Here is an 18,627-nt window from a genome sequence, read left to right on the forward strand (position 1 = left end):
TCCCCGCCTTCGCGGGGATGACGGCCGAATGGCGCGCCGCGGGTTTTGCCGCGGCTCTCCAGGGTACCCGACACCATCTCCGCCGACCGGGAGATCCCCCAGACATGCTTATGAAAATACTCGACCGCCTCGAGGAGACGCTGATCGCGACCCTCATGGCGGCGGCGACGCTCGTCATCTTCGTGGCGGTCATGCACCGCTACCTGTCCGGCGTGGCCTTCATCCAGGATTACGTGATCCACTGGAACCTCGCCTGGGCCCAGGAGGTCTGCATCTACATGTTCGTGTGGATGGCCAAGTTCGGCGCCGCCTATGGCGTGCGCACCGGCATCCATGTGGGCGTGGACGTGGTCATCAACCGGCTGCGTCCGGACATCCGCGGCCGCTTCGTCGTCTTCGGCCTGCTGGCCGGCGCCCTGTTCACCGGCGTCGTCGGTACTCTCGGCGCCAACTTCGTCTACCACATCGCCGAGACCGAGCAGGTGTCGGCCGACATGGAACTGCCGATGTGGCTGGTCTATCTGGCCATTCCCCTCGGCTCCTACCTGATGTGCTTCCGCTTCCTGCAGGTCGCCTGGACCTTCATCCGGACCGGGGAGCTGCCCCACCACGATCATGCCCAGGTCGACGGTATCGACCCGGTCGAAGCCGCCAACGAGGGAGGCCCGGCGTGAACGCGCTCATCATCTTCGGGCTGCTGATTGCCCTCATGCTCACCGGCATGCCGATCTCGATCTCGCTCGGCCTGACCGTTCTGTCTTTCCTGTTCCTGATGACCGACGTGCCGGTCGCCGCGGTGGCGCTGAAGCTGTTCACGGGCATCGAGAAGTTCGAGATCATGGCGATCCCGTTCTTCATCCTGGCCGGCAACTTCCTGACCCATGGCGGTGTCGCCCGGCGCATGATCAACTTCGCCACCTCCATGGTCGGGCACTGGCATGGCGGCCTCGGCATGGCCGGCGTGCTGGCTTGCGCCCTGTTCGCGGCGGTGTCGGGCTCCAGCCCGGCGACGGTGGTCGCCATCGGCTCCATCATCCTGCCGGCCATGGTGGCGCAGGGCTTCCCGAAGAATTTCGGCGCCGGCGTCGTCACCACCTCGGGCGCGCTCGGCATCCTGATCCCGCCGTCGATCGTGATGGTGATGTACTGCGTCGCCACCACCGGCCATCCGCAGGCACCCTCCATCGGCCAGATGTTCCTGGCCGGCGTGGTGCCGGGCCTGATGCTGGCGGCCTTCCTCGGCTTCACCACCTGGTACCGCGCCCGCAAGTTCGGCTATCCCCGCCTGCCCAAGGCGAACGCCCGCCAGCGCTGGCATGCGTTCCGCGAGAGCTTCTGGGGCCTGCTGCTGATCGTCGTGGTGATGGGCGGCATCTATTCCGGCATCTTCACCCCGACCGAGGCGGCGGCGATGGCCGCGGTCTACGCCTTCATCGTGGCGGTGTTCATCTACCGCGACATGCCGCTCACCCGCGTGCCGAAGGTGCTGCTGGACAGCGCCAGCATGTCGGCGATGCTGCTCTACATCATCACCAACGCGGTCCTCTTCTCCTTCGTCATGACGTCGGAGCAGATCCCGCAGAACATGGCGGCCTGGATCCAGGGCCAGAATCTGAGCGTCTGGGTCTTCCTGCTGGTGGTGAACATTGTGCTGCTGGCCGCCGGCAACTTCATGGAGCCGTCGTCGATCGTCCTGATCATGGCGCCGATCCTGTTCCCGGTGGCGATGTCGCTGGGCATCGACCCGGTCCATTTCGGCATCCTGATCATCGTGAACATGGAGGTCGGCATGTGCCACCCGCCGGTGGGCCTGAACCTCTATGTCGCATCGGGCATCACCAAGATGGGAATCACCGAACTGACGGTGGCGGTGTGGCCGTGGCTGCTGACGATGCTGATCTTCCTCGGCCTCGTCACCTATGTGCCGGCGATCTCGCTGTGGTTCCCGCGCCTGATCGGCGTGATGTAAAGCCGCAAGTCGTCAGGGGGGTTAGTCGCCCGAGCGGATGGGGCCGCGAAGTCCGGAACGGGACTTCGCGGTCCTTCTTTATTGTACCCATACATTGTTGTGCATTGATGCGGGCGCGAGGCCGGGCCTAAACTTGCGCCATTCCCGCCGCCAGCCATACCAGAGGTTAGCCTTGTCGGCCCAGTTCCTGCCCTCAGCCTGTCCGCACGACTGCCCCAGCACCTGTGCCCTGGAGGTGGAGCGCCTCGCCCCCGACCGCATCGGCAAGGTGCGCGGTGCTGCGGAGAACAGCTACACCGCCGGCGTCATCTGCGCGAAGGTCAGCCGCTATGCCGAGCGGGTGCATTCCCCGGACCGGTTGAAGACGCCGCTGCTGCGCTCCGGCCCCAAGGGCTCCGGCCAGTGGACGGAGATCGGCTGGGACGAGGCGCTGGACCGCATCGCCGACGCCTTCCTGACCGCCGAGCGCACTTACGGCCCGGAAGCCGTCTGGCCCTATTTCTACGCCGGCACCATGGGGCTGGTGCAGCGCGGCAGCATCCAGCGCCTGCGCCACGCCAAGGGCTATTCGCGTCAGACCAGCACGGTGTGCGACACGCCGGCCAACATGGGCTGGCTTGCCGGCTATGGCGACATCCGCGGCGCCGACCCGCGCGAGATGGCGGAGAGCGACCTGATCGTCAATTGGGGCGGCAATCCGGTGGCGACCCAGGTCAACGTGATGACCCATGTCAGCCGCGCCCGGAAGGGCCGCGGGGCGAAGCTGGTCACCATCGACCCCTACCGCACCGGCACGGCCGAGGTCTCCGACCTGCACCTGATGCTGCGGCCGGGCACCGACGGGGCGCTGGCCTGCGCGGTGATGCATGTGCTGTTCCGCGACGGTTATGCCGACCGCGCCTATCTCGACCGTTTCGCCGCCGGCGCCGACCGGCTGGAGGCGCATCTCGCCGCCCGCACGCCCGAATGGGCGGCGGGGATCACCGGCCTGACCGTGGCGGAGATCGAGGAGTTCGCCCGCCTCTATGGCACAACCAAGCGCAGCTATCTGCGCGTCGGCTACGGCCTGTCGCGCGCCCACAACGGGGCGGCGCAGGTCCATGCCGTGTCCTGCCTGCCGGTGGTCACCGGCGCCTGGCAGCACAGGGGCGGTGGCGCACTCTACTGCTCGTCCGGCATCTACAAGCTGGACAAGACCCTGTCGGAGGGGCTGGACCGCCTCGACAAGTCGGTGCGCAGCTTCGATCAGTCGCGCATCGGTGCGGTGCTGACCGGCGACCCGCGCGACCTGACCAGCGGCCCGCCGGTGACGGCGATGTTGATCCAGAACACCAACCCGGTGACGATCTGCCCGGACTCGACCCGTGTCCGCCAGGGCTTCCTGCGCGAGGATCTGTTCGTCGCGGTGCATGAGCAGTTCATGACCGACACGGCCAAGCTGGCCGATCTGGTGATCCCCGCCACCACCTTCCTGGAGCATGACGACATCTACCGCGGTGGCGGCCAGATGCACATCCTGATCGGCCGCAAGGTGATCGAACCGCAGTTCGAGGCGCGTGAGAACCATTGGGTGATCTCCGAACTCGCCCGCCGCGTCGGCGCCGAGCATCCCGGCTTCGGCATGACCGCGCTGGAGATCGTCGACGCCATGCTGAAGGCGTCCGGCCTCGGCGATGCGGCGACGCTGACGGAACAGCGCTGGATCGACGCCCAGCCCGATTTCGAGACCTCGCATTTCCTCAACGGCTTCGCCCACCCCGGCGGCAAGTTCCGCTTCGCCCCCGACTGGGCGGCGCTCGGCCCCTATGGCGGCATGCCGGCTCTGCCCGACCACATGCCACCCGGCCGCGACGCCGATGCCGAGCACCCGTTCCGCCTCGTCACCGCTCCGGCCCGCCAGTTCCTCAACACCTCCTTCACCGAGACGCTGACCGCCCAGAAGCGCGAAGGCCGTCCCACCGCCCTGATCCACCCCGACGACGCGGCGGGGCTGGGTCTGGCCGATGGCGACGCGGTGCGGTTGGGCAACCCGCAGGGCAGCGTGGTGGTCCATGCCAAGTCCTTCGCCGGTGTGCCGCGCGGCGTGGTGATCGTCGAGGGCATCTGGCCGAACAGCGCCTTCGTCGAGGGCATGGGCATCAACAGCCTGACCTCGCCGGAGCCGGTCCCGCCGGCCGGCGGTGCGGCGTTCCACGACACGGCGGTGTGGATGCGGGCGGCGTAGGCCACCCGTTTCCATCCCCCACATCCCACCCCTGTCCACACCCACCCGTGCGTCGCCCGCCCATCTCTGCTATGGCTGTGCCCCCAATACAGAGATCGCGCAGCACCGCCATGACCGAGCCCGCCGCCTTCCTCAACGTCGCCAATTCCCTGTCCGGCAAGCGCTGGCAGGCTCGGCCCTGCGACGAGCGGCAGGCGCAGGCGCTGACCCAGGGACGTGGGTTGCCGGAGATCGTCGGCCGGGTGCTGGCCGCCCGCGGTGTCACCGAGGAAAGTTGCGAGACCTTCCTCAACCCGACGCTGAAGGCGCTGATGCCCGATCCCTCGCGCTTCCGCGACATGGATCCGGCGGCCGAGCGTATCGCCCGCGCCATCCGCGACGGTGAACCGGTCGCTGTCTTCGGCGACTACGACGTCGACGGCGCCACCTCCGCCGCCCTGCTGCGCCGGTTCTTCCGCGCGCTCGGCGGCGACATCCGCGTCTATGTTCCCGACCGTATCAAGGAGGGCTATGGCCCCAACGCAGCGGCACTGCTGCGGCTGAAAGGGGAGGGGGTGCGGCTGGTGGTGACCGTCGATTGCGGCATCTCCGCCTTCGCCGCGCTGGAAGCTGCCGCCGATGCCGGGCTTGAGGTCGTCGTGCTCGACCACCACGCCGCCGAACCGCGCCTGCCGCCCGCCGTCGCTCTGGTCAATCCCAACCGGCTGGACGAGGACGGTGCCTATCGCACGCTGTGCGCCGCGGGTGTCACCTTCCTCACCATCGTCGCCGTCAACCGTGCGCTGCGTCAGTCCGGCTTCTACAACGACCGGGCGGAACCCGATCTGAGGGAATGGCTCGATCTGGTCGCCCTCGGCACGGTGTGCGATGTGGTGCCGCTGACCGGGCTGAACCGCGCGCTGGTGGCGCAGGGGTTGAAGGTGATGGCACGCCGTGCCAATCCGGGGCTCGCCGCCCTGTCCGACGTGGCGGGGGTGAAGGAGAAGCCCGACGCCTATCATGCCGGCTATGTCCTGGGTCCGCGCGTGAATGCCGGCGGCCGGGTTGGCGCGTCCGACCTCGGCGCCCGCCTGCTCTCCACTGACGATCCGGTCGAGGCGATGGAACTCGCACAGCGTCTGGAAGGCCACAACGCCGAACGCCGCGCCGTCGAACAGGCGGTCCTCGAAGAAGCGCTGGAGCGCGTCGCCACCGAGGGCGGGCGGGAGACCGATCTGGTCTTCGTCACCGGGGCCGGCTGGCATCCCGGCGTCATCGGCATCGTCGCCGCCCGCCTGAAGGAGCGTTACAGCCGCCCGGCCTGCGTTGTCGCCCTGGAGGAAACCGCCGACGGCACCGTCATCGGCAAGGCCTCCGGCCGCTCCGTCCGCGGCGTCGATCTGGGGTCCGCGGTGATCGCCGCCCGGCAGGAGGGGCTGCTGCTGGCCGGCGGCGGCCACCGCATGGCGGCCGGCTTCACTGTGGCCGGCGACAAGATCGACGCGCTGCGCGATTTCCTGCACAGCCGCATTTCCGAACAGGTTTCCGCCGCTCCGCTGGTGCCGACGCTTGAACTGGACGGCGCGCTGTCGGTCGGCGGCGCCAGCGTCGGGCTGGTGACCATGCTCGACAAGCTCGGCCCCTACGGAACCGGCAATTCCGAGCCGCGCTTCGCCATCGCCGATGCCCGCGTCGTGCGTGCCGACGTGGTGGGCGCCAACCATGTCCGCTGCATCCTGCAGGGAAACGACGGCGCCCGCCTGAAGGCCATCGCCTTCCGCGCGCTGGACAGCGACATGGGCCAAGCCCTGCTGACCGGCCGCGGCACCCCCTTCCACCTTGCCGGCGTGCTGCGGATCGACCGCTGGAACGGCGCCGAGGGCGTGCAGTTGCTGATCGACGATGCGGCACCGGCGCGGTCGGCGTAGAGCTTCCAACGGGTTGGCGGGGCGTGGCGCAAAAAAGTATCGGTGGATGCAAAAAAGCGCTTGCGCTCTCCGGCCCCGATCTTTAGAAAGCGCGTCACCGCGAACGACGTCCCCGTCGTCTAGAGGCCTAGGACACCGCCCTTTCACGGCGGCGACACGGGTTCGACTCCCGTCGGGGACGCCACCTTCTCAAAGGTGTGCGACAAGATTAATGGGCCCGGCTGCAAAGCCGGGCCTTTTGCTTTTGGCGGGATTTGCGCCCGGCGGTTGCCCGTCGATCCGGTTTCGCCCATCCTGACCTTTCCGGCCGCAGCAGAGCTGACCGCGATGACCGCCCCGAACCTCGCCGCTACCGCAATCCCCCTCAGCGTCGCCCCGATGATGGATTGGACCGACCGGCATTGCCGGTACTTCCACCGTCTGCTATCGCGCTCGACCCTGCTCTATACCGAGATGGTGACGACCGGCGCCGTGCTGCATGGCGACCGCGAGCGGCTGCTCGGCTTCGACGCGGCGGAACATCCGGTTGCGCTCCAGCTCGGCGGGTCGGATCCGGCGGACCTCGCGGCCTGCGCCCGCATCGCGGAAGAGTGGGGCTATGACGAGGTGAACCTCAATGTCGGCTGCCCGAGCGACCGGGTGCAGTCCGGCCGCTTCGGCGCCTGCCTGATGGCGGAACCCGATCTGGTCGCCCGGTTGGTCGGCGCCATGCGCGACGCCGTGTCGATCCCGGTCACCGTCAAGTCGCGCATCGCCATCGACGAGATGGAGGAATGGCCGACGCTGGACCATTTCATCCGCACCGTCTCCGCCGCCGGTTGCACCCACTTCATCGTCCATGCCCGCAAGGCCTGGCTGAAGGGCCTCAGCCCCAAGGAGAACCGGGACATCCCGCCGCTGCGCTACGACCTCGTCCACCGGCTGAAGGCGGAGTACCCTGAGCTGACCATTGCCATCAACGGCGGCATCCGCACGCTGGACGAAGCCGAGGAGCATCTGGGCAAGGTCGACAGCGTGATGATCGGCCGCGCCGCCTATGAGACTCCCTATCTGCTGGCCGATGCCGACCGCCGCCTGATGGGCGGGGCACCCGGCCCCGACCGCCATACGGTGATCGAGGCAATGCTGCCCTACATCGAGGCGCGCATGGCGAGCGGCACGCCCTTGGCTGCCATCACCCGCCACATGCTGGGCCTGTTCCAGGGGCTTCCCGGCGCCCGTGCCTACCGCCGCCATATCGCCGAGAACGCGCACCGCCCCGGCGCAGGGCCGGAAGTGCTCGAACGTGCCGCCGCTTTGGTGCGGTGCCGGGGGGCGGAGGAGGCCGGCCGGGACAGCGAGGCTGCCTGACCGGTCTCCAAGCCCGTGGGCGATCGTACGCCCGTTTCCATGTCTCAGACCGACCGCACCGACGCGATGAAGCTCATCACCTCCCCGCGCAGCTTCTCAGCATCGCGGGCGAGATCGCTGGACGCCTCATGGACGTTCGATGCCGCCGATCCGGTTTCCGAGACCGACCGGGTGACGCCGGCGATGTTGGACGACACCTCACCGGTGCCACGAGCCGCTTCCATCACGTTGCTGGCGATGTCGCGGGTGGCGGCACCCTGCTCCTCGATGGCGGCGGCGATGGTGGTGGTGATCTCGCTGATCTGGCCGATGGTCAGGCCGATGCCCTGGATCGCCGTCTGCGCCCCGGCGGTGGCCGACTGGATCTCCTTGACCTTCGCCTGGATCTCGTCGGTCGCCCGAGCGGTCTGAGTGGCCAACGCCTTCACCTCGGAAGCGACAACGGCGAAGCCCTTGCCGGCCTCGCCGGCACGGGCGGCCTCGATGGTGGCGTTCAGCGCCAGCAGGTTGGTCTGCCCGGCGATGGAGTTGATGAGGTCGACCACCGCACCGATCTGATGCGCGGTTTCCACCAGCGCCTGCATGCTGGCGTTGGTCTGGTCGGCCTGCGTCACCGCCTCGCCCGAGATGCGGGTGGAGGTGGAAACCTGACGGCCGATCTCGCGGATGGAGGCCGACAACTCCTCCGTCGCCGACGCCACCGTCTGGACATTGACGGAGGCCTGCTCCGCCGCCGCCGCGACCGTGGTCGCCATCTGGCTTGCGGTGTCGGCGTTGCTGGACATCGCGCCGGCGGTGTTCTGCATGGTCTTCGCCGCGGCGGCGACCTGTTCGACGATGTGCATCGCCTGCCGGTCGAAGGCCTGGATCAACGCCTCCAGTTGGCTGGCGCGTCGCTCCTTCGCCGCCTGTTCGGCTGCCTGTTCAGCGGCCATGCGGTCGGTGGCGATCATGTTGTCCTTGAATACGGTGACGGCCGCAGCCATGCCGCCGATCTCGTCCTGACGGTCCAGTCCGGGAATCTCGACGCTCATGTCGCGGTCGGCCAGACGGCGCATGGTATCGGTCAGGCGGCGGATCGGCTGGGCGATGCGGCGGTTGGCGATGGCAAGTCCGCCCGCCGTCAGGCCGGCGGTCAGCAGCAGCAGCAGCAGGGCGTAAATCGCGTCGGAGCGGGCATCGTCCAGATCGCTGGCCGACTGGTCGACGATGCGGTCCACCGCGGCCAGAGCCACATCGACGATATAGCCCTGGGTCGCCGTTTCCTCCGGCCGCAGCTTGTCCAACGGAACCGGCGAGGGCTTGCCGGACGACAGGGCGGTCACGATCGCCTTGCGTTGGTCGGCGAAGCTGCCCTCGAAATTGCCTTTCGCCTTCTGCATCGCGGCCAGGATGCTCGGATGCGTGCCTGGCCGGGCTGCCGATTCGCTCACCTGCGCCCAGGTCTGGATGCCGCGGCCGAGATAGTCGGCGACGATCAGGTCATCGTCCCGCGTCCAGGCCTGCCCGGTGCCGATGGCGTTCTGGATGCGGAATGCCATGATGCCAAGATTGAGCCTGGTCGCCCAGGCGGCGCGCTTGATCGTCAGCAGGTTGCCGACTTCGGCCGACGCATCGCGGATGTCTGCGTCGAGGAGGTCCGTGGTCGTGGCCAGCGCGTCGAGGAAATCGTTCTGGGTCTTCAGCCAGCTATCCGCCAGCCCCTTGTCGCGCGCCGACAGCGGCTTTCTCAAGGCCTCGTCGGTTGCTTTGCGCGCCTGTTCCAGCTTGTCGAAACTGGCGCGCAGCCGGTCCGCCGCCGCCGGTGCACCCGGCAGATCAGCGACGGCGAGTGCCGCGATGATGGCTCGGTAGCCGTCCGACGAGGTGCGGCGTTGGTTGGCGAGGTCCTGCTCAACGCTGCCGCCGATGGTCTTGTCGGCTCCCAGGGCGGGTGTGACGAGGCCGCGTTCCAGCCGGGTGGCGAGCAGCGTTTTCAACAGTTCCCGGCTTGTCACGCTCAGCGTCGCGACGCGATCGGCGCCGCGATAGCGGGAGACGGCGTCCACAAGAATGATCGAGTTCTGAGCGATCAGCAGCAGGCCGAACGCAAGCGTTATCAGCCCGATCGTTGCGCGGACGGAAAGGGAAGACAGAAATGTTTTCATTGTTTTGACCTTTTCGGAAACAGCCTTGTTCCTGGCGCTATTCAACCCCTGCATCAATATTTCCCTGATACGGTTTAACAAGGATTAACCCTATGGTACGTGCAGCCGAATCCCGCTTGCACGGTTCCTTTCCGATGGTCTGCCCGCCGGTGAATCGCGTGCCCGGCGACAAGGTTCCGATTAAGACGACGAAAGGGACGGATCCCATCACTTCGCCGGACGTATCCTATGGTTGTATTTTGGCGTCTCGAGCGATCCATTCGATTGAGGTGCTGATCGCTGGCCGGAAAGATGCTCCGCCGGTTTTCACCACCCGATCAGGAACCGCAGGCGGCCTACCATCGGGGAATATGCGCCGTGCGTCCCGCACCGCTTGCGTGCGGGCAGGGTCCTCGCTAACTATGCCCACTTCATCGGACGGAGTGTAAGCGGTGCGGTACGTCAGCACGCGGGGCGCGGCCCCGGTCCTGGGTTTTGAAGACGTCCTCCTGGCCGGGCTGGCGCGCGACGGCGGCCTCTATGTGCCGGAAACCTGGCCGCAATTCACGGCCGACGACATCCGCGCCCTGCGCGGTCTGCCCTACAGTGAGATCGCTGTCCGCGTGATGCTGCCCTTCCTTGGCGGTTCCATCGCCGAGGACGAGTTCCGCGCCATCGTCCGTGACGCCTATGCCAGCTTCGACCATGCCGCGGTGACTCCGCTGGTGCAGGTCGACCCGACCACCTGGGTGCTGGAGCTGTTCCACGGGCCGACATTGGCCTTCAAGGATGTGGCGCTGCAACTGCTCGGCCGCTTGTTCGACCATGTGCTGGCCAAGCGCGGGCAGCGGGTGACCATCGTCGGCGCCACCTCCGGCGACACCGGATCGGCCGCCATCGAGGCCTGCCGCGACCGCCAGAACGTCGACATCTTCATCCTGCACCCCAAGGGCCGCACGTCCGAGGTGCAGCGCAGGCAGATGACCAGCGTGCTGTCGTCCAACGTCCACAACATCGCGCTGGACGGCACCTTCGACGATTGCCAGGACCTCGTGAAGGCGATGTTCAACGACGGTGCCTTCCGCGACCGGATGGGGCTGTCGGCGGTGAACTCGATCAACTGGGCCCGCATCATGGCCCAGATCGTCTATTACTTCACCGCCGCGGTGGCGCTGGGCGCCCCCGACCGCAAGCTGGCCTTCACCGTGCCGACCGGCAATTTCGGCAACGTCTATGCCGCCTATGGCGCCCGCGCCATGGGGCTGCCGATCGAGACGCTGGTGGTCGGCTCCAACAGCAACGACATCCTGGCGCGCTTTTTCGCCAGCGGGAGCATGGTCGCGGCGCCCGTCGTGCCTACCTTGTCTCCCAGTATGGACATCCAGATCTCTTCCAACTTCGAACGGCTGCTGTTCGACCTGCTCGACCGCGACGGCGCCGCCGTGACCGAGGCGTTGAACCGCTTCCGCACCGAGGGCAAGTTCGCGGTGACCGACGTGCAGCTCGCCCGCGCGCTGGCCATTTTCTCCGGCCACCGCGTGGACGAGGCCGCCACCATGGCGACCATCGCCGAGGTCTGGAAGGGCAGCCTCTATCTGCTCGACCCGCACACCGCGGTCGGCATCGGGGCGGCCAAGGCTGCGGTCGCGGCCGGCCGGGTCGATCCGTCCGTTCCCATGGTGGTTCTCGCCACCGCCCATCCCGCCAAGTTCCCCGACGCGGTGGAAAAGGCGACCGGCCGCCGGCCGGAGCTGCCGCCGCGTCTGTCCGATCTTTATGTGCGCGAGGAGCGCCTGTCCGACCTGCCGAACGATCTGGCGGCGGTCCAGGACTTTGTCATCGCGCGCGCCCGCGCCGCCCAGGAGGCCGCATGAGTTCCATTCGTGTGACGACGTTGCCCAACGGGCTTCGCGTCGCGACCGACACCATGCCCGACGTGCAGTCCGTGTCTCTCGGCTGCTGGGTCGGGGTTGGCACCCGCAACGAGGCGGCGAGCGTCAACGGCGTCGCCCATCTCGTCGAGCATATGCTGTTCAAGGGCACCCGGCGCCGGTCCGCCTTCCGCATCTCCGAGGAGATCGAGAATGTCGGCGGGCAGCTGAACGCCTACACCACCCGCGAGCAGACCGCCTATTACGCCAAGGTCCTGCACGAGGATGCGCCGCTGGCGCTCGACATCCTGTCCGACATGATCCAGCACTCCACGCTGGACGCCGAGGAACTGGTGCGCGAGCGCACGGTGGTGCTGCAGGAGATCGGGCAGAGCGCCGATACGCCCGACGACATCATCTTCGACCATTTCCAGTCGACCGCCTATCCGGGGCAGGCCATCGGCCGCCCGGTGCTGGGCTCGGCGGAGATCGTCGGCACGCTGCCGCGCGAGGCGCTGGTCGACTACATCGCCGGCCATTACGGCGCGCCCGGCATGGTGCTGAGCGCCGCCGGCCGGATCGAGCATGACCGCATGGTCGATCTCGCGATGAAGGCCTTCGGTGACCTGCCGAGCGGCGCTCCGCCCAAGCCGGAAACCGCCCGCTACACCGGCGGCGACTTCCGCGAGGACCGCGACCTGGAGCAGATGCACCTCGTGCTCGGCTTCGACGGGGTAGGCGTGCACGATCCGGACTTCTACGCCCACTCGGTTCTCTCGACCCTGCTGGGCGGCGGCATGTCGTCCCGCCTGTTCCAGGAGGTGCGGGAGAAGCGCGGGCTGGTCTATTCCATCTATACCTTCACCGGCGGCTACCATGACGGCGGCCTGTTCGGCGTCTATGCCGGCACCGGCGAGGACGAGGTGGCGGAACTGATTCCCGTCGTCTGCGACGAGATCGCCAAGGTCGGCGCCGACGTCACCGAGGACGAGGTTGCCCGCGCCCGCGCCCAGCTGAAGGCCGGGACATTGATGGCGCTGGAAAGCTCGATGTCGCGTTGCGAGCAGCTGGGTCAGCAGATCCTGATCTACGACCGCCCGGTTCCGGTGGAAGAGATCGTGGCGAAGATCGACGGCGTCGACCGCGACGCCGTGGTCAAGGCCACCAGCCGACTGCGTGCCAGCCGCCCGACCGTCGCCGCTCTCGGCCCGATCGGCAAGCTCGAAAGCTACGACCGCATCGCGGAGCGTCTCGCCTGACGATGGCGGCTGCGGTGCCCCCTCCCTCCCACGGCTTCGCCGCGGGTCACTCACTCCCCCGCCCTCGGTCGGTCGAAGACCGATCCGATCGCAGGAGAGGGGATGTTTGCGATGAGGCGGCAGTTCCCTCTCCCACCGAAGGTGGGGGAGGGTTAGGGAGGGGGCCGACCACCCCGGAATTGCGATGATCCGCCTGCTCGGCAGCGGCCTCATCAGCCCGCCCGCGATCCGGCTCGACGGGCTGCACTGCTACATCCGGCCGCCGCTGCCACGCGACTGGCGCGAATGGGCCGACCTCCGCGCCGCCTCGCGCGCCTTCCTGACCCCCTGGGAGCCGACATGGCCGGCAGACGCCCTGACGCGAGCGGCCTTCGCCCGGCGGCTGCGGCGGCAGGCCCAGGAGTGGCGGGACGATCTCGGCTACAGCTTCCTGATCTTCGACCGGGGAACCGATGCCCTGGTCGGCGGGCTGGGTCTGACCAACATCCGGCGCGGCGTGGCCCAGATGGGGACGCTCGGCTATTGGGCCGGCCAACCCTATGCCCGCAACGGTTATGTGTCTGGCGGCACCCGGCTGGTCCTGGAGTTCGCCTTCGGCCAGCTCGGCCTGCACCGGGTCGAGGCCGCCTGCCTGCCGACCAACCTGCCGAGCCGCGGCCTGCTGGAAAAGGTCGGCTTCAGCCACGAAGGCTATGCCCGCGGCTATCTGCGCATCGACGGCGCATGGCGCGACCATGTCCTCTACGCCATCCTGCGCGAGGAATGGAAGGGCTGAGCCCTCCGGTCCCTATCGCTGGTCCAGCTTGATCTCGATCCGCCGGTTCTTCGCCAGCGCCTCGTCCGAGGTGCCGGGTTCGATGGGCTGGAACTCGCCGAAAGCGGCGGCGGCCAGCCGTTCGGGCGGGATGCCCTGGTCGACCAGGAACTTCACCACCGACAGAGCGCGTGCCGAAGACAGTTCCCAGTTGGAGGCGAACTGGAATCGCACCGGCTTGATGTCGGTATGGCCGTCCACCCGCAGGACCCAGTTGATGTCGGATGGGATCGCCTTGCCGATCTCGATCAGGGTGCGGGCGAGATCGGCCAGCCGCTGCTTCCCGGCCTCTTCCAAGGTTGCCGAGCCCGACGGGAACAGCAGTTCCGACTGGAAGACGAAACGGTCGCCGACGATCCGCACGTCCGGCCGGTTGCCCAGCGCCTCGCGGACCCGGCCGAAGAACTCGGACCGATAGCGGGCGAGGTCCTGCACCTTGGCGGCGAGTGCCTGATTGAGCCGGGCGCCCAGTTCCGCGATCTGAACCTTCTGCTCGGCCGAGGCCTTCTCAGACACCTCCAGTGCCGCCCCGATGCGCGCCAGCTGTTCGCGGAGCGCTAGAAGCTGCTGGTTCAGCAGGTCGATCTGCTGCTTGCTTCGCGTGCCCTCGGCCTGCTCGCCGGTCAGCGAGGCCATCAGGTCGCGGATGCGGATGTCGCGCTGCTCCAAATCTTTTTGGGCCTGGGTGCGGCTGTCGGTCAGCTGCGACTCGAGCGACTTCAGCCGGATGTCGCGCTGGTCGATCTCCTTCTGCGCCAGCATCGTCTTCTCGGCGGCGGAGGCAAGTTCCGACTCCAGCGCCTTCGCCCGGTCGCGGGTGGTGCCGAGTTCCGCCAGCAGGGACTGACGCTGCTGTTCGGTCAGCTTGGCGGCGGCAGCGGCGGAGGCCAGCTCGCCTTCCAGCTTTTGCCGCGTCTCGCGCAGAGCCTTGATGTCGGCCTGCAGGCTGAGGATTTCCCTTAGCTTGAGGTCAAGGGAGTCGCGGTCGACACGGACGTTGCGCTGCAGCTCCTCCAGAGTGCGGGCGGTGCGGTCGCGGTCCTCCTGCAACTGGCTCAGCGATAGGGTCATGTCGTCGCGCGCGGTGACTGAGGTCTGCAGCTCGGTCGACAGTTGGGTGATGTTGACGCGGAGATCGGCGTTCGCCTCCCGCTCCATCGCCAGCAGGTCGTTCATCTCCGCGATTTTGCGGTTGAGGACCGTCAATTGCTCGTCACGGCCGGTCAGGGCGGTGGCGAGATAGAACTGGGTGACGATGAAGACCATCAGCAGGAAGATGACGACCATCACCAAAGACGACAGGGCGTCGACCCAGCCCGGCCAGGCGCTGGCGTCGCGATGGCCGTTGCGGCGGCTGATGCTGGCCATGAGGGCTCCCGGCGTTGGGCTTCGGTGTTTTCGACGTCAGCGCTGCTGCTGGTCGGCTTCTTCGGCCAATGCGGCGATGGTGCGGGCCAGCAGCTTGATCTCGCTGCGGATCTCCTGCACCGCCTGGACACGGCCGTTGGAAGACTCCTCGACGATGCGGGCGAGATAGATGTCCATGTTGCGCAGATGCTGGCGCGAGGCGTCGTCGAAGCCGCCGCCCGCGGTCTCCGCCAGCCGATCGAGCAGGCTCCTCACCTCCAGCTGGTTCTCGCCCAGCCGCAGGAGAAGCTGCTGTTCGGCCCGCATATGGTCGGTGAGGCTCGACAGCCGCTCGGTCAGCGCCATCAGGTTGGCGTTGGCGGCGCGCCGGCCTTCCTCGGCGGTGGCGACGGTGCGCTGAAGGGAGTCGAGATTCTCCGCGGTCTGCTCCAGCAGGGCGGTCAGGTAGGCGGAGGCGGCATGATCGCCCGACTCGAGTCCGCCGGCCGCGCCGCTCGACAGCCGGGTGGCGCTCGACAGCCAGTCCTCCAGGTCCTGGAAGAAGCGGTTGTGGGCCTGGCTGGCCTGGAGTTCCAGGAAACCCAGCACCAGCGACCCGGCAAGGCCGAACAGCGAGGAGGAGAAGGCCGTTCCCATGCCGACCAGCGGCGCTTCCAGCCCCTGCTGCAGATGGGAGAACATGGTGCCGACGTCGCCGCCCTGCACCGACAGGCTGCCGATGACGCCGCCCACCGACTGAACTGTGTGAAGCAGGCCCCAGAAGGTGCCGAGCAGGCCGAGGAAGATCAGCAGGCCGATCAGGTAGCGCGACAGCTCCCGCGATTCGTCCAGCCGCGAGGCGATGCCGTCCAGCAGCGAGCGCATCGAGAGCGCCGACAGGGTCAGCCGGCCGCGCCGCTCCCCCAGCATGCGGGCCATCGGGGCCAGCAGCACCGGTTCCTGCAGCGAGGCGGGGGCGACGCCGCTCTGATACTGCTCAAGCCACGCCACTTCGGGGCGCAGCATCAGGACCTGACGGAAGATGAAGGCGATGCCGGCCAGCAGCGTCGCCAGGATGACGCCGTTCAACGGCGCATTGTTCAGGAAGGCGGCGCGCAAGGCCGGGAACAGCAGTCCGCACACGGCACCGACCACCACCAGGAACAGGATCATCCGGGTCAGGAACCGCTCCGGGCGTGTCATGAGGGAGGATACCTCCAGCGGTCGGGTCGTCGGGGTCGTGGCGGTCATGATGCTCCGAAGGGGTGTTCCGATCAGACCTTGCCCAGGGATGGGCCCACGGGCGGAGCGCTATTCGTTCAAGAAGACAACATCGATGCGATCCGGCGTTCCGCCTGCTTCGTCGAGACCCAGCGCACGGACATCGACCCGGCTGCTGCGGATGCCGAAGGCGGTCAGCCGCTCGCGCAGGGCCAGAGCGCGGGCGAGTGACCGCTGCCGGGCCTCTCGCGCCGTGTCGGCGGTGCCGCTGGCGTAGGAGCGCAACTGCAAGCGGGCGGTGTCGCTGGCGCGCAGCCGTTCGACGATCCTGTCGACGGTGGCGTCGGCGGTATCCGGCAGATTGGTGACGTCGGCCGGGAACACAAGGCTCAAAACGCCCGAAGGGGGCAGACTCGCCTCAGGGGGTGCCGCTTCGGAGGGAGGGGGCAGGGCCGCAGTGTCGGTCCGCGGGGCAGCCGGCGGCACGGTCGGTGCGGGCGCGGCGGTGACGGCAGGGGCGGACGGAGCCGCCGGCCGATTGGCGACCGGCTGGGCCGGACCCTCGGTCATCTCCGGCGGGGGAGGCGCTTCCAACGGTTGCGGCAGTACAAGGCGCGGTGGCGCCTTGACGGCCGGCGGTGTGCGCAGGTTCGGGTGCGGCGGCACCGACAGCGGAACCGCATTTTCAAGTGTCAGGCCGGCGGCTGTCCGAAGATCGGCCGGAGCCGCCGCCGACAGAGCGGCAGGATGCAGCGCCCAGGCCGCGCACAGCGCGGCGGCGATGGCACGGTGTCTGCGGTCGGCGTGTCCCCAGCGGCCCAAAACGATGCGTCCCGTTAAACCCTTGTCGTGCAAACCATAGCCTATCGATCGCACCAGCCACAACCGCTCATCCGTCCCGCCCCGGTGTGGGGCAGGGCGGGCGGATCGGTGCGGAAGCGGTGCTCAGCCCTTGGCGGACTTCAGCAGGCGGGCGACCGGGACCTGGAGGTGGCTGTTGGCGGCGAGAACGTTGCCGGTGAAGACGGGATTGCGGCCACCCTCGATCTCGCCGACGAAACCGCCGGCTTCGGTGACCATCAGCACGCCGGCCGCGCAGTCCCACGGAGACAGCCCGCGTTCCCAATAGGCGTCGAATCGGCCGGCGGCGGTGTAGGCGAGGTCGAGCGAGGCGGCGCCGAAGCGGCGGATGCCCGCGACCTCCTTCATCACCGCTTCCTGTTCCTTCAGGAAGGTGGCGTGGTCGCCGCGGCCCTTGAAGGGGATGCCGGTGGCGATCACGCAATCTTCCAGCCGGCGGCGTTCGGAGACACGCAGGCGGGTGTGATTGACGAAGGCGCCGGCCCCCTTCTCGGCCCAGAACAGCTGGTCGCCGATGGGGGCGTAGATGACGCCGGCGACGATCTCGCCATTCCGCTCGGCAGCGATGGAGATCGCCCAGTGCGGCAGGCCGTGCAGGAAGTTGGTGGTGCCGTCGAGCGGGTCGACGATCCAGCGCGCCTCGGCGTCGCTGCCCTTGGACGCGCCGCTCTCCTCCATCAGGAAGCCGAATTCGGGACGCGCCTTCTGCAGTTCCTCGCGCAGGGTGCGTTCGGCCTTCAGGTCGGCGGCGGACACGAAGTCGGCCGGCCCCTTGCGCGACACCTGGAGGTGTTCGACCTCGCCGAAGTCGCGGACGAGACCCCGGGCGGCCTTTTCGGCGGCGCGGACCATGACGTTGATGAGAGCGGAGCGGGTGGCCATGGGTGTTGGTGTACCGTTTTATGCAGGAACCAGAAAACAATACACCGGCCTCCGCGCTTGGCGAAGACCGGTGATGGCAGGACGGACCTGGGAAGGATCAGTCCTTCGCGCGCTCGACATACTCGCCGGTGGCGGTGTCGACGACGACGCGGGTCCCGGCCTCGATGTGCGGCGGAACCAGGATCGACACGCCGTTTTCCAGCTTGGCCGGCTTGTAGGAGGAAGAGGCCGTCTGGCCCTTCACCACCGGGTCGGATTCGGTGATCAGCAGCGTGACCTTGCCGGGGATCTCGACACCCAGCGGCGAGCCTTCGTGGCTCTGCACCGTGACTTCCATGCCGTCCTGCAGGAAGACGGCCGGCTCGCCGATGATGTCGCGCGGAATGGCGACCTGCTCGAAGCTCTCCTTGTCCATGAAGGTGAAGCTGTCACCTTCGGCAAAGAGGAAGGTCATCTCATGCTCGTCCAGGCGAGCGCGCTCAACGGTCTCCTGGGTGCGGAACCGCTCGATCGACTTGTTGCCGGTACGAACGTCCTTCATTTCCAGCTGGATGAAGGCGCCGCCCTTGCCGGGCTGCACGATGGCGGTTTTGGTGATGACCCAGAGCTTACCGTTGTGCTCCAGCACATGGCCGGGGCGCATCGTGTTGGCATTGACCTTCATGGCGTACTCGTGAATTCCAGAATCAGGGCGGCGCGGACCCTACCAGCTTGACCGCCCATAGGCAACGGCGCGGAACGGTAACGGCGTGCGATCCGGGCCGTCTGCGTGCGATTCTTTGCCGTCCGGGGGCAA

The 18,627-nt window shown here is 67.9% G+C and carries 14 protein-coding genes and 1 tRNA gene; 9 read left to right on the forward strand and 6 right to left on the reverse strand.

The window, feature by feature from the left end:
- Nucleotides 1–104 precede the first annotated feature (104 nt).
- The 6 genes from A6A40_RS03250 (at nt 105) to dusA (ending at nt 7,450) form a co-directional block, all read left to right on the forward strand.
- Entirely contained in the window at nt 105–674 is a 570-nt protein-coding gene (locus A6A40_RS03250) for a TRAP transporter small permease (protein WP_199275885.1), read from the forward strand.
- Nucleotides 671–1,969, forward strand: coding sequence for a TRAP transporter large permease (locus tag A6A40_RS03255; protein ID WP_063634090.1), 1,299 nt, complete (start codon nt 671–673; stop codon nt 1,967–1,969). The genes A6A40_RS03250 and A6A40_RS03255 overlap by 4 nt, the downstream gene beginning before the upstream one ends.
- 172 nt (nt 1,970–2,141) lie before the next feature.
- Complete coding sequence (locus tag A6A40_RS03260) at nt 2,142–4,193, forward strand: molybdopterin oxidoreductase family protein (RefSeq protein WP_063634091.1); 2,052 nt, start codon at nt 2,142–2,144, stop codon at nt 4,191–4,193.
- Between the two features lie 110 nt (nt 4,194–4,303).
- On the forward strand, nt 4,304–6,100 hold the full coding sequence (recJ, locus tag A6A40_RS03265; protein WP_063634092.1) for a single-stranded-DNA-specific exonuclease RecJ: 1,797 nt from the start codon (nt 4,304–4,306) through the stop codon (nt 6,098–6,100).
- A 108-nt stretch (nt 6,101–6,208) separates the two neighbouring features.
- A tRNA-Glu gene (locus A6A40_RS03270) sits at nt 6,209–6,284 on the forward strand.
- 143 nt (nt 6,285–6,427) lie between these two features.
- Nucleotides 6,428–7,450 carry a tRNA dihydrouridine(20/20a) synthase DusA gene (gene dusA / locus A6A40_RS03275; protein ID WP_063636099.1) on the forward strand — a complete coding sequence of 341 codons (1,023 nt, stop codon included), beginning with the start codon at nt 6,428–6,430 and terminating at the stop codon, nt 7,448–7,450.
- A 44-nt stretch (nt 7,451–7,494) separates the two neighbouring features.
- On the opposite strand, the gene A6A40_RS03280 is transcribed toward dusA, so the two are convergent.
- Nucleotides 7,495–9,597, reverse strand: coding sequence for a methyl-accepting chemotaxis protein (locus A6A40_RS03280; protein ID WP_063634093.1), 2,103 nt, complete (start codon nt 9,595–9,597; stop codon nt 7,495–7,497).
- Nucleotides 9,598–10,028: 431 nt separating this feature from the next.
- Here A6A40_RS03280 and thrC point away from each other — a divergent pair, with 431 nt between their 5' ends.
- The 3 genes from thrC to A6A40_RS03295 all read left to right on the forward strand — a co-directional run bounded on the left by thrC (nt 10,029) and on the right by A6A40_RS03295 (nt 13,481).
- Nucleotides 10,029–11,450 carry a threonine synthase gene (thrC, locus tag A6A40_RS03285; protein WP_063634094.1) on the forward strand — a complete coding sequence of 474 codons (1,422 nt, stop codon included), beginning with the start codon at nt 10,029–10,031 and terminating at the stop codon, nt 11,448–11,450.
- Nucleotides 11,447–12,706, forward strand: coding sequence for a M16 family metallopeptidase (locus tag A6A40_RS03290; protein ID WP_063634095.1), 1,260 nt, complete (start codon nt 11,447–11,449; stop codon nt 12,704–12,706). Before thrC ends, A6A40_RS03290 begins: the two co-directional genes overlap by 4 nt.
- Nucleotides 12,707–12,890: 184 nt before the next feature.
- Complete coding sequence (locus A6A40_RS03295; protein WP_082860707.1) at nt 12,891–13,481, forward strand: GNAT family N-acetyltransferase; 591 nt, start codon at nt 12,891–12,893, stop codon at nt 13,479–13,481.
- Nucleotides 13,482–13,493: 12 nt separating this feature from the next.
- On the opposite strand, the gene A6A40_RS03300 is transcribed toward A6A40_RS03295, so the two are convergent.
- The 5 genes from A6A40_RS03300 to efp all read right to left on the reverse strand — a co-directional run bounded on the left by A6A40_RS03300 (nt 13,494) and on the right by efp (nt 18,495).
- On the reverse strand, nt 13,494–14,888 hold the full coding sequence (locus A6A40_RS03300; RefSeq protein WP_063634097.1) for a peptidoglycan -binding protein: 1,395 nt from the start codon (nt 14,886–14,888) through the stop codon (nt 13,494–13,496).
- Nucleotides 14,889–14,924: 36 nt separating this feature from the next.
- Nucleotides 14,925–16,118: a hypothetical protein gene (locus A6A40_RS03305; protein ID WP_063634098.1), complete on the reverse strand. Its 1,194-nt coding sequence runs from the start codon at nt 16,116–16,118 to the stop codon at nt 14,925–14,927.
- A gap of 60 nt (nt 16,119–16,178) precedes the next feature.
- A complete protein-coding gene (locus A6A40_RS03310; protein WP_063634099.1) occupies nt 16,179–16,910 on the reverse strand; it encodes an OmpA family protein in 732 nt (243 codons plus the stop codon).
- A gap of 123 nt (nt 16,911–17,033) precedes the next feature.
- Complete coding sequence (locus A6A40_RS03315; RefSeq protein ID WP_063634100.1) at nt 17,034–17,831, reverse strand: inositol monophosphatase family protein; 798 nt, start codon at nt 17,829–17,831, stop codon at nt 17,034–17,036.
- Nucleotides 17,832–17,928: 97 nt separating this feature from the next.
- Nucleotides 17,929–18,495, reverse strand: coding sequence for an elongation factor P (efp, locus tag A6A40_RS03320; RefSeq protein WP_063634101.1), 567 nt, complete (start codon nt 18,493–18,495; stop codon nt 17,929–17,931).
- Nucleotides 18,496–18,627: the final 132 nt, after the last annotated feature.

Origin of the sequence: Azospirillum humicireducens, from assembly GCF_001639105.2 — a bacterium.
GTDB classification, from domain to species: Bacteria; Pseudomonadota; Alphaproteobacteria; order Azospirillales; family Azospirillaceae; genus Azospirillum; species Azospirillum humicireducens.

Excerpts from the sequence above, each read along its gene's own strand:
- A6A40_RS03250 (WP_199275885.1), top strand. The coding sequence starts at position 105 with ATGCTTATGAAAATACTCGACCGCCTCGAGGAGACGCTGATCGCGACC.
- recJ (WP_063634092.1), top strand. The coding sequence starts at position 4,304 with ATGACCGAGCCCGCCGCCTTCCTCAACGTCGCCAATTCCCTGTCCGGC.
- dusA (WP_063636099.1), top strand. The coding sequence starts at position 6,428 with ATGACCGCCCCGAACCTCGCCGCTACCGCAATCCCCCTCAGCGTCGCC.
- A6A40_RS03280 (WP_063634093.1), bottom strand. The coding sequence starts at position 9,597 with ATGAAAACATTTCTGTCTTCCCTTTCCGTCCGCGCAACGATCGGGCTG.
- A6A40_RS03290 (WP_063634095.1), top strand. The coding sequence starts at position 11,447 with ATGAGTTCCATTCGTGTGACGACGTTGCCCAACGGGCTTCGCGTCGCG.
- A6A40_RS03295 (WP_082860707.1), top strand. The coding sequence starts at position 12,891 with ATGATCCGCCTGCTCGGCAGCGGCCTCATCAGCCCGCCCGCGATCCGG.
- A6A40_RS03300 (WP_063634097.1), bottom strand. The coding sequence starts at position 14,888 with ATGGCCAGCATCAGCCGCCGCAACGGCCATCGCGACGCCAGCGCCTGG.
- A6A40_RS03305 (WP_063634098.1), bottom strand. The coding sequence starts at position 16,118 with ATGACCGCCACGACCCCGACGACCCGACCGCTGGAGGTATCCTCCCTC.
- A6A40_RS03315 (WP_063634100.1), bottom strand. The coding sequence starts at position 17,831 with ATGGCCACCCGCTCCGCTCTCATCAACGTCATGGTCCGCGCCGCCGAA.
- efp (WP_063634101.1), bottom strand. The coding sequence starts at position 18,495 with ATGAAGGTCAATGCCAACACGATGCGCCCCGGCCATGTGCTGGAGCAC.